This window comes from Microbacterium sp. SZ1 (genome assembly GCF_002362255.1).
Taxonomy (GTDB): domain Bacteria; phylum Actinomycetota; class Actinomycetes; order Actinomycetales; family Microbacteriaceae; genus Microbacterium.
Map to the genome: position 1 here is coordinate 89,459 of NZ_LPVV01000034.1, position 14,415 is coordinate 103,873.

The following is a 14,415-nucleotide window of genomic DNA, read 5'->3' on the forward strand; positions in this document are numbered from 1 at the left end:
CCGTTCATGTGTTGACGTTGACACACTAGCAGCGCATCGCATATGTTGACGTTGACACACGGCGCAGTGCGCCCCCGTTTCTCTCAGAAGGCCCGTCGATGACGACTCAGAACTCCGCGGTGATCGCCGATCACGGCATCCGCCGGCGCGAGAAGCGCGACTGGAAGGGATGGGCCTTCGTCGGCCCGTTCATGATCGTGTTCGCGCTGGTGTTCCTCGCCCCGCTCGCCTACTCCGTGTACCTGAGCTTCTTCCAGGAGAAGCTCATCGGAGGCACCGCCTTCGTCGGCCTCGACAACTATGTGCGCGCCCTCACCGATTCGCAGTTCTGGGAGGCGTTCCTCCGCGTCCTGCTGTTCCTCGTCGTGCAGGTGCCGATCATGCTCCTGCTCGCCCTCGCTGCGGCGCTCGCGCTGGACAGCGCACGGCTGCGCGGGGCGTCGTTCTTCCGCATCCTGATCTTCCTGCCCTACGCGGTGCCGGCCGTCGTGGCGGTGCTGATGTGGGGGTACATCTACGGCGACCAGTTCGGCCTCACGAGCAACATCAACGATCTCCTCGGCGTCGACGCCATCACGCCGTTCGCGAAGGAATGGATGCTGGTCTCGATCGGCAACATCGTCACGTGGGAGTTCGTCGGCTACAACATGCTGATCTTCTACTCCTCGTTGAAGACCATCCCGACCGAGATGTACGAGGCCGCGGCGCTGGACGGCGCGGGCGCATGGCGGACGATCTTCTCGATCAAGATCCCCTCGGTGCGCGGCGCCCTGGTGATCGCGACGATCTTCTCGATCATCGGCAGCTTCCAGCTGTTCAACGAGCCGAACATCCTGCGACCGCTCGCCCCCAACGTCATCACCACGTACTTCACCCCCAACATGTACGCGTACAACCTGTCCTTCGCCGGGCAGCAGTTCAACTACGCCGCCACCGTCGCCATCATCATGGGCGTCATCACCGCGGTGATCGCCTATGTCGTGCAGCTGCGCGGCTCGAAGTCGGAGGTGCGCTGACATGGCACTCCCCCTCGCCCGCACCAGCCCGGAGCGCCACGACCCGCTGAATCCGCGCCGGTCGAAGATCCTCCTCATCGTGATGATCGGGTACGCGCTGTACACGGTGATCCCGCTCGTGTGGCTGCTGTTCAGCGCGACGAAGACGCAGTCCGGACTCTTCAGCTCGTTCGGTCTCTGGTTCGCCGACGACTTCGCCTTCGTCGACAACCTCGTGGCGACGCTCACCTATCGCGACGGGATCTTCCTGCGCTGGCTCGGCAACACGCTGCTCTACGTCGTCGTCGGCGCGGGCGGAGCGACGCTGCTCGCGACGATGGCCGGCTACGGGCTGGCGAAGTTCCGCTTCCCCGGCCGCCGCGCGGTGTTCGCGATCGTGCTCGGCGCGGTCGCCGTGCCCGGTACCGCCCTCGCGGTGCCCACCTTCCTGCTGTTCAGTGAGCTCGGGCTGACGAACACCCCCTGGGCCGTGATCATCCCCTCGCTGATCAGCCCGTTCGGCCTCTACCTGATCTGGGTGTTCGCGTCGGAGTCCGTTCCGACCGAGCTGCTCGAGGCCGCCCGCATCGACGGCGCAGGCGAGTTCCGCACCTTCTTCACCATCTCGATGCGCCTTCTCGCGCCAGGGATCGTCACGGTCGCGCTGTTCACGGTCGTGGCGACGTGGAACAACTACTTCCTGCCGCTGATCATGCTCTCTGATCCCGACTGGTACCCGCTGACCGTCGGCCTGAACCAGTGGAGCGCGCAGGCCATCGGCGCCGGCTCCCAGCCGATCTACAACCTCGTGATCATGGGCTCGCTGCTCACGATCATCCCGATCGTCATCGCGTTCCTGCTGCTGCAGCGCTTCTGGCAGTCAGGTCTCACCGCCGGAAGCGTGAAGCAGTAGCGTCCGGCACCCTCCGCACCCGAAAGCCGGTCCGACGCTGGACCGCACCCTGAAAGGACACAGCAATGAAGCACCTTCCCTCCCCCGCCGCGCGTCGCACCGTCGCGGTGCTCGCGGCCGGCACCGTGGCCGCGCTCGCACTGGCCGGTTGCAGCACCGGCGGCGACGCAGGATCCGGCGCAGCCGGTGACGGATCGTTCGACTCGGTCGAGGCGGCCCTCGAGAAGGGCGGCGAGATCACGTACTGGTCGTGGACTCCGTCGGCCGAAGCCCAGGTCGAGGCTTTCGAGAAGGAGTATCCGAACGTGACGGTGAACGTGGTCAACGCGGGCACCAACAACGAGGAGTACACGAAGCTGCAGAACGCGATCAAGGCGGGTTCGGGCGCACCCGACGTGGTGCAGGTCGAGTACTACGCGTTCCCGCAGTTCGCCCTCACCGACGCGTTCGTCGACCTCTCGCAGTTCGGGTTCGCCGACTTCGAGGACGACTACACGGCCTCGACGTGGAACTCCGTCACCGACGGCGACGCGATCTACGGCCTGCCGCAGGACTCCGGCCCGATGGCGATGTTCTACAACAAGGCGGTGTTCGACGCCGCGGGCGTTGCCGTGCCCACCACGTGGGACGAGTACTACGAGGCGGCCAAGGCGATCCACGCGAGCAACCCCGACGCGTACATCACGAACGATACGGGCGACGCGGGCTTCGCGACGTCGATGATCTGGCAGGCCGGCGGCAAGCCGTTCGCGACCTCCGGCACCGACGTCACGATCGACCTGCAGGACGCCGGCACGAAGAAGTGGACCGAGAACTGGAACCGCCTGGTCGAGGAGGGTCTCGTCGCCCCGACCAGCAGTTGGAGCGACGAGTGGTTCCGCGCCCTCGGCGACGGCAGCATCGCCACGCTCGTGATCGGCGCCTGGATGCCGGGCAACCTCATCTCCGGCGCCCCTGACGGTTCCGGCGACTGGCGCGTGGCGCCGATGCCGACGTACGACGGCACTCCGGCGACGGCCGAGAACGGCGGCGGTGGCCAGGCCGTGACGAAGCAGAGCGAGAACCCGGCGCTGGCCGCGGGCTTCCTGTGGTGGCTGAACAACTCGGAGGAGAGCATCTCGATCTTCCTGGAGTCCGGCGGCTTCCCCTCCACGACCGCGGAACTCTCCAGCGAGGAGTTCCTCGCGAATGCCCCCGAGTACTTCGGCGGCCAGAAGATCAACGAGGTGCTCGCGGCCGCGGCCGGCGAGGTCGTCGACGGGTGGAGCTACCTGCCCTACCAGGTGTACGCGAACAGCATCTTCGGCGACACCGTCGGTCAGTCCTACCAGAACGGCACCGACCTGAATGAGGGTCTCGCGTCGTGGCAGGAGGCGCTCGTGCAGTACGGCGACGAGCAGGGCTTCAGCGTCAACAAGTAACACCGTCCGGGCCGGGCGGAGGTCTCCTCCGCCCGGCCCTCCATCGAAAGCACCGCATCGTGACCTCCTTCTCCATCGGCGAGACCGACTTCCTGCGCGCGGGCGAGCCCCACCGTGTGATCTCCGGCGCCATCCACTACTTCCGAGTCCACCCCGATCAGTGGGCGGACCGCATCCGCAAAGCGCGTCTGATGGGCCTCAACACGGTCGAGACCTACGTGGCGTGGAATGCGCACGAGCCGCGCCGCGGCGAGTGGGATGCCACGGGGTGGAACGATCTGGGCCGATTCCTCGACCTGATCCAGGCGGAGGGGATGGACGCGATCGTGCGGCCAGGCCCGTACATCTGCGCCGAGTGGCACAACGGCGGGCTGCCCACGTGGCTCACGGCGGACGGGCGCCAGCTCCGCTCGTCGGAGCCGACGTTCCTCGCCGACGTGAGCGAGTACCTTCGACGCGTGTACGAGATCGTCGCTCCGCGGCAGATCGACCGCGGCGGACCGGTCGTCCTCGTGCAGATCGAGAACGAGTACGGCGCCTATGGCGCGGACTCCGCCTACCTCGAGGCCCTCGTCGCGCTCACCCGGGAGGCGGGCATCACGGTGCCCCTGACCACGGTCGATCAGCCCACCGATCGGATGCTGGCGGACGGCAGCCTCCCGTCGCTGCACAAGACCGCGTCGTTCGGGTCCCGCAGCGCGGAGCGCCTCGCGACGCTGCGCGCGCACCAGCCGACCGGTCCCCTGATGTGCTCGGAGTTCTGGGACGGCTGGTTCGACTGGTGGGGCGGCGTGCACCACACCACCGATGTGGCCGCAGCCGCAGCGGATCTCGACGCCCTGCTCGCCGCGGGCGCGTCGGTGAACATCTACATGTTCCACGGCGGCACGAACTTCGGTCTCACGAACGGCGCGAACGACAAGGGCCGCTATCTGCCGATCGTGACGTCGTACGACTACGACGCTCCGCTCGACGAGGCCGGCGAGCCCACCGCGAAGTTCCATGCGTTCCGCGAGGTGATCGCCCGGTACGCTCCCGTACCAGACGAGGTGCCCTCTGCCGCGACTCCGGCTCCCGAGTTCTCGGCGCCGCTCAGCCCGGTCGGGCGGTGGACGGATGCCGCGGCGACCGGCGCGCTGACCGATCACCCCGCGACGTTCGACGCGCTCGATCACGCCAGCGCTCTCGTCCGGTACGACGTGCCGCTGCCCGAGGGTCGAGGCGGGCGGCTGTCGGTCGAGGACGTGCGCGACCTCGCCTGGGTGAGCGTCGACGGGCAGCCGGTCGGCACCCTGTCACGCACCCGCCACGACCGGAGCCTGCAGGTTCCGGCGGGGCGCGAGCTCAGCATCCTCGTCGAGGACCAGGGGCGGGTGAACTACGAGCACAGGCTGGGCGAGGAGAAGGGTCTGATCGGCGCGGTCACGCTCGACGGCGTCGCCCTCGACGGGTGGACGTCGACCCCTCTCGACGTCGCGGCCATCGCCGGGCGCGTGGCGCACTTCCCCGCCGACGGTTCGACACCCGTCGAGACGCCCGCCGGACCGCTGGGGTGGGTCGGCGAGTTCGACCTCGCCTCACCGACCGACCTGTTCCTCGACACGGATCGCTGGGGCAAGGGGTATGCCTTCGTCAACGGGTTCTTCCTCGGTCGCTACTGGCGCAACGGTCCGACCCGGACGCTGTACGTCCCCGCACCCGCCACGTCGGCCGGAGCGAACCGCGTCGTGGTCCTCGAGCTCGAGCAGCTGCTGGATCCCCGGGCGGAGTTCGTCGCTCGCGCCGACCTCGGCGACACCGAGGAGTAGGTCGGCGCGCACGGTCAGGGGCGGCCGCGCTCGGCCTCACCCGTCGGCGACCGCATCCCAGACCGCCTGCGTCGGTGCGCTGACGCTCGCGGCGCGGATCCGCTGCCAATTGCGACCGCCTCGGCCGAACGCGGCCTGAACGTCCGGCGGCACCGCCTCGTCGGCGATGGGCTCCGCGAGCCAGTCGCACGCGCGGACGTGCACGAGGTCTACGGCATCGGCTGCGTCGTCGGTGTCGTACGCCCAGGGTCCGACGAGGCGGCCGAGGTAGGTGAGCCCGTCGACGTCTCTCGTCCAGACGAAAGCACCCATCGGCGCCTTCGCGAATCTCTCGATACGCCACGCCAGTCGGATGCCGGACTGCGCGTCAGCCTTCGTCAGCGCATCCTCCAGGGAGCGGGGAGCAGGATGCAGCCTCCCGCCGATCCCGCAGACTCCGAGCACGAGTGCCCGCTCCACCCCAGCCCCGTGCAAAACCGCATCGTCACGCGATCTCATCGGCGCGCGGTAGACGGGAGTCTCCTCGCTCACGTGACCGGCATCAGTGTCGCGTCGATCCCGACGCCGTCGATCGTCACCGTCATCATCGTGCAGACAGGCTGACGACGGCGGTCCGTCGGCGAGCCGGGGTTGAGCAGCCGCATGCCCGACGGGGCGACGGAGTCCCAGGGGATGTGCGAGTGGCCGAAGATCAGCAGGTCGGTGTCGGCGAACGCCTCGTCCATACGCTGCTCGCGGCGCGCGGCCGGTCCGGTCTCATGGATCATCGCGACGCGCAGGCCCTCGACCTGGAACCGGGCGACCTCGGGGAGCCTCGCGCGCAGGTCAGGGCCGTCGTTGTTGCCGTACACGCCGTGGAAGACGCGCGACCGCGACTCGATCAGATCGAGGGTCTGCAGATCGACCCAGTCCCCTGCGTGCGCCACGATGTCGGCACGGTCGATCGCGTGCAGCACGGCGTCGGGCAGCCGACGTACACGCTTCGGCACGTGCGTGTCGGCGAGGAGCAGCATCCGGGTGGTCATCGGCATCCTTCCGAGGGCGTCTCCTCCGACTCTACGCAGGTCGATATCGGCAGCCGACCGTCACGCACGCCCAGCAAACACTCAGGAAGGCGTAGGATCGCCCGGTGCGCCGGTATGCCGGCGTACGGATCTAAGGAGCAGCATGAGTACGTCCACAGCGCCCGCGAATCCACGCTCGCGGGTCATCACCGCCAGCCTCGTCGGCACCACGATCGAGTTCTACGACTTCTACGCGTACGCCACCGCCGCCGTGCTCGTCTTCCCCGTCCTCTTCTTCCCGACGGGCAACGACACCACCTCTCTGCTGTCGTCGTTCGCGGTGTTCGGCGCCGCCATGATCGCGCGCCCGATCGGCGCCGTGGTGTTCGGCCACTTCGGCGACCGGTTCGGCCGCAAGGCCACACTCGTCGCGTCGCTGCTCACGATGGGCATCGCGACGTTCGTGATCGGCCTGCTTCCGACGTTCCAGCAGATCGGCTGGTGGGCCGCTCTGCTGCTGCTCATCCTGCGCCTCTTCCAGGGCTTCGCGCTGGGCGGCGAGTGGTCGGGAGCCGCACTCGTGGCAACCGAGAACGCTCCGGCGGGCAAGCGCGCCTGGTACGGCACCTTCCCTCAGCTGGGCGCACCCCTCGGCTTCATCATCGCGAACTTCCTCTTCCTCGCCATCAACTGGCTGCTGCCGCACGCCGAGAACCCGGCGCTGAAGTCCGAGGCGTTCCTGTCGTGGGGCTGGCGGATCCCGTTCCTGTTCTCGGCGGTCATGGTCATCATCGGCCTCTGGGTGCGCCTCAAGCTCGTCGAGTCCGACACGTTCAAGAAGGCCGAGAAGGTCGGCGCGATCCGCAAGCTGCCGCTCGCGACCGTGTTCCGTCACCACTGGAAGGCGCTGATCCTCGGTACGTTCATCATGCTGGCGACGTACGTGCTGTTCTATCTGATGACGAACTTCACCCTCGCATACGGCACCAAGCCCGCGTCGCTGGAGACGGCATCCGCCGCCGCGCAGGCGGCCGCCGAGGCCGCGGGCAAGGACTTCGACGCCTCGGCGTTCGCCGCCCAGTTCTACCCCGGCCTGGGGTTCGGCTACACCGACTTCGTGCTCATGCAGATCGTCGGCGTCGTGTTCTTCGGGATCTTCACGCTGCTGTCGGGCCCGATCGCCGACGCTGTCGGCCGCCGCAAGCTGCTGCTGTGGGTCACGGGTCTCATCATCGTCTTCGGCCTCACGTTCAACGCGTTCCTGCTGCCGGCGATGGACCCGAAGTTCACGGGCGCCCTCGCCCAGGCGTTCCTCGTCTTCGGCTTCATGCTCATGGGCGCGACGTTCGGGCCGATGGGCGCGCTGCTGCCGGAGCTGTTCCCGACGAACGTGCGCTACACCGGATCCGCGATCTCGTATAACGTGTCGTCGATCCTCGGCGCCGCCGTCGCGCCGCTCATCGCGGTCTGGCTGTGGGAGCTCGGCGACGGCGCTCCCTGGCTCGTCGGCCTCTACCTGTCGGTCATGGGCGTGCTGACGTTCATCGCCCTCGTGCTCTCGCCCGAGACGAAGGACACCGATTACGAGTCCGACCTCGGGGTCGCCGCCGCCGTCGAGCTCTGACGCAGCCCGCCTCGCGAACGGCCGCATCCCGATCGGGGTGCGGCCGTTCCGCACGTCCGGGCTCAGTGGCTGGTGAGGAAGCTCTCGATCGCGGCGATCGTCGCCGCATTGTCGCGGTGCAGCACGCCGCGGATGCCGACGGCGGCTGCCCCGTCGATCGCCGTCCGGTGGTCGTCTATGAAGAGCACATCGGCCGCGTCGGCGTCGAGTGCTCGCAGTGTGCGCAGGTACGCCTGCGGCTCGGGCTTGGCGACACCCAGCTCGTGGCTGTAGCAGATCGGATCGAAGATCGAGGCGAAGCCGAAGCGTCGCTCCTCCTCGTCGCGCGCTCCGTCGGCGGAGTTGGAGAGGATCGCGGTCCTCGCCCTCCCGCGTAACGAACGAGCGTATTCGATCAGCTCGTGGTTGCCCGCGCCGCAGTACGCGTCCCAAAAGTCGGCTCGAAGGGAGATCCGCTGCTGTTCGTCGAGGTCGAGGGCCCGGGCGAGCCCGGCCCAGAACGCGCCTTCGGTGCCGACGGTGAGATCGATGCGCGGGAAGTCCGCTCCGGCGACCCGCGCGTCGAGATCGGGCCCTGCGAGACCCGAGACAGCGCGGACCCGCTCCCACCACCGCTCCTGCCAGGTGTCGTCGTCCACGACCTCCAGCACTCCTCCGATGTCGAACAGGATCCATGGCTTCTTCGGCATCCGCACACCCTATGCGATGCGACCGCCGGACCTCCCTCGTCAATGAATATTGACAATCGGGCATGCGTCAACGAATATTGACGACATCGACAGATCGTCCGTTGGAGATTCTCATGACGCTCACGACAGCACACGCGCTCGAAGACCGCGGCGAACCGATCGCCGAGCTGCACCGACTCGCCGCGCTCCGCACCGAGATCGCCCGCGCCGAAGAGGCCGAGGTCCGCCGTGCGCGCAACCTGGGTTACTCGTGGCAGGCGATCGCCGGCGCTCTCGGCGTCTCCAAGCAGGCCGCCCACCGTCGCTTCGGCAGCCGCTGACGCACAGCCCACCCACAGAATCCCCGCCCGCACGAAGTACGGTCGGAGTACCCCCTTTCAGAACGAGGTCACGCATGTCCAGCACGGCGACGTCACGCCGACGCGGACGGGGCGCACCGCAGGACGGTCCGCGCGCCACCTTCCGCCAGCTCCTCCCCTTCCTCTTCGAGCACAAGCGCACGCTCATCGTGGTCGCCGTCCTCAGCGTGTTCGGCGCGGCGACCTCGCTCGCGCAGCCCCTGCTCGTCGGCCAGGTCATCGAGGCCGTGCAGTCCGACGCCGGCATCGGCGTTCTCGTCTGGCTGCTCATCGGGTTCGTGATCGTCTCGTCGATCATCTCCGGCTACCAGCACTACCTGCTGCAGCGCACCGGCACCGCGGTCGTCTATTCGAGCCGCCGTAAGCTCATCGCTCGCATCCTGCACCTGCCGATCAGCGAGTTCGACGCGCGCCGCACCGGCGACCTGGTCTCGCGCGTCGGCACCGACACGACGCTCCTGTACGCCGTGCTCACTCAGGGACTGGCGGATGCCGTGGGCAGCGCCCTGCTCTTCCTCGGCGCTCTCATCGCGATGCTCGTGATCGATCCCGTGCTGCTCCTGCTGATCGTCGTGGTCATCGGCACGTCGGTCGTGGGCGTCACGCTCCTCAGCGGGCGGATCCGCACGGCATCCACCGCTCAGCAGGAGAAGGTCGGCGAGCTGGCCTCCGGAGTCGAACGCGCCGTGGGCTCGATCCGCACTGTTCGGGCCTCAGGCGCGACCGAGCGCGAGACCGAGTCCGTGTCGAAGCTGGCCTCCGAGGCGTACGGCATCGGCGTGCGGATCGCGAAGATCTCGTCGCTGGTCGTTCCCATCGCGGGCGTAGCCCTGCAGCTGTCGTTGCTCGTGGTGCTCGGCGTCGGAGGCTTCCGCGTCGCCGACGGGGCGATCACGATCGCCTCCCTCATCACGTTCATCCTGTTCCTGTTCATGCTCGTGATGCCGCTCGCGACCACGTTCGGTGCCATCACCTCGGTCAATCAGGCACTCGGGGCGCTCGGCCGCATCCAGGAGGTCCTGGATCTGCCGACGGAGACGCAGAAGGATGCCGAGATCGCCGCCGCCGTGACGCGCGATGAGGCCGACGCGAGCGCACCCGCCATCGAGTTCCGCGACGTGCGGTTCCGGTATCCCGAGAACGTCGTCGCCGCTCGCGCTGCCGCCGAGAAGGAGGCACGGACGCTGCTCGCCGATGCTCATCTCGATCCGAACGAGGATGCCGCGGATGCCGCGGATGCCGCGATCGACCGCGAGGTCCTCCGAGGGGTGTCGTTCGCCGTTCCACGCGGTGCCCGGGTCGCCCTCGTGGGCCCGAGCGGTGCGGGGAAGAGCACGATCCTCTCGCTCGTCGAGCGGTTCTACGACCCCACGGGTGGATCGATCCGCCTGTACGGGCACGACGCGCGCACCTATCCCCGCGACGAGCTGCGGGCGCAGTACGGCTATGTCGAGCAGGATGCGCCGACTCTCGCCGGCACGCTCGCCGACAATCTGCGGCTCGCGTCTCCGGACGCCTCGGATGCCGACTGCGAGCGGGTCCTTCGTGCCGTCAACCTCGGCGACGTGCTCGAGCGCAGCCCGCTCGGACTGCAGGCGCCGGTCGGTGAGGACGGCGTCATGCTGTCGGGCGGCGAGAGGCAGCGACTCGCGATCGCACGCGCGCTGCTGACGGACGCACCGATCCTGCTTCTGGACGAATCGACGTCGTCACTCGACGGCGTCAACGAGCAGCGGATGCGCGAGGCCATCGACGCCGTCTCGACCGACCGCACGCTCGTGGTGATCGCGCACCGCCTCTCGACCGTGGTCGACAGCGACCTCATCGTGGTGCTGCAGGACGGCGTGGTGGTGGGCCAGGGCACGCATGCCGAGCTCGTGGAGTCGACGCCCCTGTATCGCGACCTCGCGCGGCATCAGTTGCTGGCCTAGACGGTCTCCCGCGGGCCCAAGATCAGGATCGCAACCCGAGGACAGGCGCATCCGCCGGGGATCGTCCTGATCTCAGGCGATCTTCCTGTTCCCAGGCCCCGAACCCGCACAGACGCGAGGGCGGGATGCCGGAGACCACTCAGCCATGGGTTCGTCTCTGACTTCCCGCCCTCGCGGGTCTGGGGTCCTCCGCGGTGGAGGGTGTGGGGCGTCGGCTCCCCCGAACCGGCGCCCGGCTCTCACGCCTTGTCGAGGCGGTAGCGCAGGGAGGCGAGCTCGGCGCGCAGCGCGGCGGGCACCTTGTCGCCGAAGGTGTCGTAGAACTCCTCCGTCAGGTCGGCCTCGGTCTTCCACGCCTCGGGATCGACCGAGAAGAGCTCGTCGAGGTCGGCCTCTGGCACGTCGATCCCGTCGAGGTTCAGGTCCTCGACGCGCGGCAGTCGACCGATGGGGCTGTCGACGGCGGGGACGTCACCGGAGATCCGGCGGATGATCCAGTCGACGACACGGGAGTTGTCGCCGAATCCCGGCCACAGGAACCGGCCGTCGGAGCCACGGCGGAACCAGTTGACCTGGAAGATGCGCGGCGCCCGATCGAAGCGGAGCCCGCGCCCGACCTTCAGCCAGTGTCCGAAGTAGTCGGCCATGTTGTAGCCGCAGAACGGGAGCATCGCGAACGGGTCGCGGCGCAGCTCACCCACCTTCCCTTCGGCGGCGGCGGTGCGCTCGGACGAGATGTTCGAGCCCAGGAACACGCCGTGGGTCCAGTCGGTGGCCTCGACGACAAGGGGCACGTTGCTCGCGCGGCGCCCGCCGAACAGGATGACGTCCAGCGGCACGGCCTCCTCCCAGTCCTCGGAGATCTGCGGGCACTGCGACGCCGACACCGTGAAGCGGGAATTGGGGTGCGCCGCGGGGCGACCGGAGTCCGGCGTCCACGCGTTGCCCTCCCAGTCGGTGAGGTGGGCCGGCGCGTTCTCGGTCAGCCCCTCCCACCAGACGTCGCCGTCGGGCCGCAGGGCGACGTTGGTGAAGATCGTGTTGCCCCACAGCGTCTCGACCGCGGTGACGTTGGTCGCCTCGCCGGTGCCTGGTGCGACGCCGAAGAATCCGGCCTCGGGGTTGATCGCCCAGAGCCGTCCGTCCTCGCCGGGGCGGATCCACGCGATGTCGTCGCCGAGGGTCTCGACGCGCCAGCCCGGGATCGTCGGGCGCAGCATGGCGAGGTTCGTCTTGCCGCACGCCGAGGGGAATGCCGCTGCGACGTGGTAGGCCTTGCCGGTCGGGTCGATCACGCGGATGAGCAGCATGTGCTCGGCGAGCCAGCCCTCGTCACGGGCGATGACCGAGGCGATGCGCAGCGCGAAGCACTTCTTCGCCAGAATCGCGTTGCCGCCGTATCCGGAGCCGAAGGAGTAGACCTCGAGCGTCTCCGGGAAGTGCACGATGTACTTGTCGTCGTTGCACGGCCACTCGACGTCCGGCTCGCCGGCTGCGAGCGGGGCACCGACCGAGTGGACCGTCTTGACCCACGGGGCGCCCTCGGCGATCTGCCGGGTGACCGCGTCGCCGACGCGCGTCATGATGCCGATGGAGGCGACCGCGTAGGCACTGTCGGTGACCTGGACGCCGATGTGCGACAGGGGCCCGCCGACCGGTCCCATCGAGAACGGCACGACGAACATGGTCCGCCCGCGCATCGAGCCCTCGAAGATCTCGGTCATCTTCTCGCGCATCTGCGAGGGGTCGGCCCAGTTGTTCGTGGGTCCGGCGTCCTCTTCGCGCTCGGAGGCGATGAAGGTGCGGCCCTCTGTGCGGGCGACATCGCTGGGGTGGGAGCGGGCGAGGTACGAGCCGGGGCGCCACTCGGGGTTGAGCTTGATGAGCTTGCCCTCGCTGACGAGGCCGCGCAGCAGCCAGTCGTTCTCGGCGCGTGAGCCGTCGACCCAGTGGATCGACTCGGGCTGGGTCAGCGCGGCGATCTCATCGACCCAGGCCGCCAGCTCGGCCATCGCGGGGGTGTCATAGGTCGGTGCCGTCCCGAACGTGCGCACGGGTGCGACGGATGCTGCACGAGGGGTGAAGACTTCGGCGATCGCCATGACTGCTCTCCTTTGAAGTGGGGCCGTTGCCTCCATCTTCTTGTGGGTTACGGGTCACTTTCCGACGAATACGCCGATAAGAACCGGTGTTCTTTCGCTAGTATCAAGGAATGGCACCCTCCGGCATCCATCTGGCGACTCTCGGCCACCGAATCCGCCACCACCGACTCGAGAACGGCTTCACGCTCGACGAGCTCGGCGCGCTCGTCGGCGTCGCGGGTTCGCAGCTCAGCCTCATCGAGAACGGCAAGCGGGAGCCGAAGCTGTCGCTCCTGCAGGCCCTGGCGCAGGCGACGGGCACCGAGGTGACCGACCTGATCTCCGGCGAGCCACCCAACCGCCGCGCCGCACTGGAGATCGAGCTGGAGCGGGCGCAGGAGAGCCCGGTCTTCCGACAGCTCGGCGTCGCTCCCGTGCGTGTGACGAAGGGCATGAGCGACGAGACCATCGAGTCGGTGCTGGGTCTGCACCGCGAACTGCAGCGCCGAGAGCGCGAGGCGATCGCCACCCCCGAGGAGGCGCGCCGGGCCAACACCGAGCTGCGGCTGAGAATGCGGGCGCAGCACAACTACCTGGGCGACATCGAGAAGCTGGCCGAGAAGCAGCTGCGGTCCGCCGGTCATGTGCAGGGCGCTCTCACTCACCGCACCGTGAGCATCATGGCCGAGAAGCTCGGCTTCGAGCTGATCTACGTGAATGATCTGCCGCACTCCACGCGCTCTGTCACCGATCTCGAGAACGGGCGCATCTATCTGCCGCCCGCGTCGATCCCCGGCGGGCACGGCCTGCGGTCGATGGCGTTGCAGGCGATGGCGCACCGCCTGCTCGGCCACACGCCTCCCACCGACTACGCCGACTTCCTGCAGCAGCGACTGGAGATCAATTACTTCGCGGCGTCGTGCCTGATGCCGGAGACCGCGGCGGTGGCGTTCCTGCAGCAGGCGAAGAAGGACCGCAACCTCGCTGTGGAGGACTTCCGCGATGCGTTCGGCGTGACCCACGAGGCGGCGGGGATGCGGATGACGAATCTCATGACGCAGCACCTCGGCATGTCCCTGCACTTCCTGCGTGTGGACGCGACGGGTGCCATCACCCGGGTGTACGAGAACGACGGCCTGCCCCTGCCGATGGACGTGACCGGTTCGGTGGAGGGGCAGCGGGTGTGCCGCAAGTTCCAGGCGCGGAGCGCCTTCACCCAGCAGAACCGCACGACGGAGCACCATCAGTACACCGATACGCCGTCCGGCACGTTCTGGTGCTCGACGCAGACGGGGTCGTCCACCGACGGCGAGTTCTCGGTGACGGTCGGCGTGCCGTTCGACGACGCGCGGTGGTGGCGCGGACGCGAGACCTCGGACCGCGCCGTGTCGAGCTGCCCCGACGAGGCGTGCTGCCGCCGCCCGCCCGCCGACCTGGCCGAGCGGTGGAACGGCAAGGCGTGGCCCAGCGCCCGGGTGCACACGCACATGTTCTCGCCGCTCCCCCGCGGTGCGTTCCCGGGCGTCGACGACAACGAGGTCTACTCGTTCCTCGGGCGGCACGCGAGCGAGTGATCCCAGCCCCTCGCTT

Annotated in this window: 12 protein-coding genes; 8 read left to right on the forward strand and 4 right to left on the reverse strand. The window is 68.4% G+C overall.

Translation table 11 applies throughout. From position 1 onward, the window contains the following. Positions 1-98: 98 nt before the first annotated feature. The 4 genes from AUC47_RS11230 (at position 99) to AUC47_RS11245 (ending at position 5,137) form a co-directional block, all read left to right on the forward strand. A complete protein-coding gene (locus AUC47_RS11230; protein ID WP_096715275.1) occupies positions 99-1,016 on the forward strand; it encodes a carbohydrate ABC transporter permease in 918 nt (305 codons plus the stop codon). A 1-nt stretch (position 1,017) separates the two neighbouring features. Continuing rightward, positions 1,018-1,908: a carbohydrate ABC transporter permease gene (locus tag AUC47_RS11235; RefSeq protein ID WP_179297596.1), complete on the forward strand. Its 891-nt coding sequence runs from the start codon at positions 1,018-1,020 to the stop codon at positions 1,906-1,908. 65 nt (positions 1,909-1,973) lie between these two features. Further along, positions 1,974-3,329, forward strand: a complete 1,356-nt coding sequence (locus AUC47_RS11240) for an ABC transporter substrate-binding protein (RefSeq protein WP_096715276.1) — start codon at positions 1,974-1,976, stop codon at positions 3,327-3,329. Positions 3,330-3,388: 59 nt separating this feature from the next. Further along, complete coding sequence (locus AUC47_RS11245) at positions 3,389-5,137, forward strand: glycoside hydrolase family 35 protein (protein WP_096715277.1); 1,749 nt, start codon at positions 3,389-3,391, stop codon at positions 5,135-5,137. A 36-nt stretch (positions 5,138-5,173) separates the two neighbouring features. On the opposite strand, the gene AUC47_RS11250 is transcribed toward AUC47_RS11245, so the two are convergent. Both AUC47_RS11250 and AUC47_RS11255 read right to left on the reverse strand, forming a co-directional pair. After that, positions 5,174-5,596 (reverse strand): GAF domain-containing protein, encoded by a 423-nt coding sequence (locus AUC47_RS11250; RefSeq protein WP_256999545.1) that lies wholly within the window; start codon positions 5,594-5,596, stop codon positions 5,174-5,176. Between the two features lie 68 nt (positions 5,597-5,664). Beyond that, the gene (locus tag AUC47_RS11255; RefSeq protein WP_096715351.1) at positions 5,665-6,162 is read right to left on the reverse strand and encodes a metallophosphoesterase family protein; all 498 of its coding nucleotides are present in this window, start codon (positions 6,160-6,162) and stop codon (positions 5,665-5,667) included. Positions 6,163-6,304: 142 nt separating this feature from the next. Here AUC47_RS11255 and AUC47_RS11260 point away from each other — a divergent pair, with 142 nt between their 5' ends. Then, positions 6,305-7,765: an MFS transporter gene (locus tag AUC47_RS11260; RefSeq protein WP_096715278.1), complete on the forward strand. Its 1,461-nt coding sequence runs from the start codon at positions 6,305-6,307 to the stop codon at positions 7,763-7,765. A 62-nt stretch (positions 7,766-7,827) separates the two neighbouring features. On the opposite strand, the gene AUC47_RS11265 is transcribed toward AUC47_RS11260, so the two are convergent. Further along, positions 7,828-8,454 carry an HAD family hydrolase gene (locus AUC47_RS11265; RefSeq protein ID WP_256999546.1) on the reverse strand — a complete coding sequence of 209 codons (627 nt, stop codon included), beginning with the start codon at positions 8,452-8,454 and terminating at the stop codon, positions 7,828-7,830. 113 nt (positions 8,455-8,567) lie between these two features. On the opposite strand from AUC47_RS11265, the gene AUC47_RS11270 reads away from it, so the two are divergent. Next, on the forward strand, positions 8,568-8,774 hold the full coding sequence (locus AUC47_RS11270) for a transcriptional regulator (RefSeq protein ID WP_096715279.1): 207 nt from the start codon (positions 8,568-8,570) through the stop codon (positions 8,772-8,774). 74 nt (positions 8,775-8,848) lie between these two features. Then, positions 8,849-10,744, forward strand: a complete 1,896-nt coding sequence (locus tag AUC47_RS11275) for an ABC transporter ATP-binding protein (protein ID WP_096715280.1) — start codon at positions 8,849-8,851, stop codon at positions 10,742-10,744. 239 nt (positions 10,745-10,983) lie between these two features. On the opposite strand, the gene AUC47_RS11280 is transcribed toward AUC47_RS11275, so the two are convergent. Then, positions 10,984-12,846: a phosphoenolpyruvate carboxykinase (GTP) gene (locus AUC47_RS11280; RefSeq protein ID WP_096715281.1), complete on the reverse strand. Its 1,863-nt coding sequence runs from the start codon at positions 12,844-12,846 to the stop codon at positions 10,984-10,986. 110 nt (positions 12,847-12,956) lie between these two features. On the opposite strand from AUC47_RS11280, the gene AUC47_RS11285 reads away from it, so the two are divergent. After that, entirely contained in the window at positions 12,957-14,399 is a 1,443-nt protein-coding gene (locus AUC47_RS11285; RefSeq protein WP_096715282.1) for an XRE family transcriptional regulator, read from the forward strand. Positions 14,400-14,415 lie beyond the last annotated feature (16 nt).

Coding starts and splice junctions, on each gene's coding strand:
- AUC47_RS11230 (WP_096715275.1), top strand. CDS start 99: ATGACGACTCAGAACTCCGCGGTGATCGCCGATCACGGCATCCGCCGG.
- AUC47_RS11235 (WP_179297596.1), top strand. CDS start 1,018: ATGGCACTCCCCCTCGCCCGCACCAGCCCGGAGCGCCACGACCCGCTG.
- AUC47_RS11240 (WP_096715276.1), top strand. CDS start 1,974: ATGAAGCACCTTCCCTCCCCCGCCGCGCGTCGCACCGTCGCGGTGCTC.
- AUC47_RS11255 (WP_096715351.1), bottom strand. CDS start 6,162: ATGACCACCCGGATGCTGCTCCTCGCCGACACGCACGTGCCGAAGCGT.
- AUC47_RS11260 (WP_096715278.1), top strand. CDS start 6,305: ATGAGTACGTCCACAGCGCCCGCGAATCCACGCTCGCGGGTCATCACC.
- AUC47_RS11265 (WP_256999546.1), bottom strand. CDS start 8,454: ATGCCGAAGAAGCCATGGATCCTGTTCGACATCGGAGGAGTGCTGGAG.
- AUC47_RS11270 (WP_096715279.1), top strand. CDS start 8,568: ATGACGCTCACGACAGCACACGCGCTCGAAGACCGCGGCGAACCGATC.
- AUC47_RS11275 (WP_096715280.1), top strand. CDS start 8,849: ATGTCCAGCACGGCGACGTCACGCCGACGCGGACGGGGCGCACCGCAG.
- AUC47_RS11280 (WP_096715281.1), bottom strand. CDS start 12,846: ATGGCGATCGCCGAAGTCTTCACCCCTCGTGCAGCATCCGTCGCACCC.
- AUC47_RS11285 (WP_096715282.1), top strand. CDS start 12,957: ATGGCACCCTCCGGCATCCATCTGGCGACTCTCGGCCACCGAATCCGC.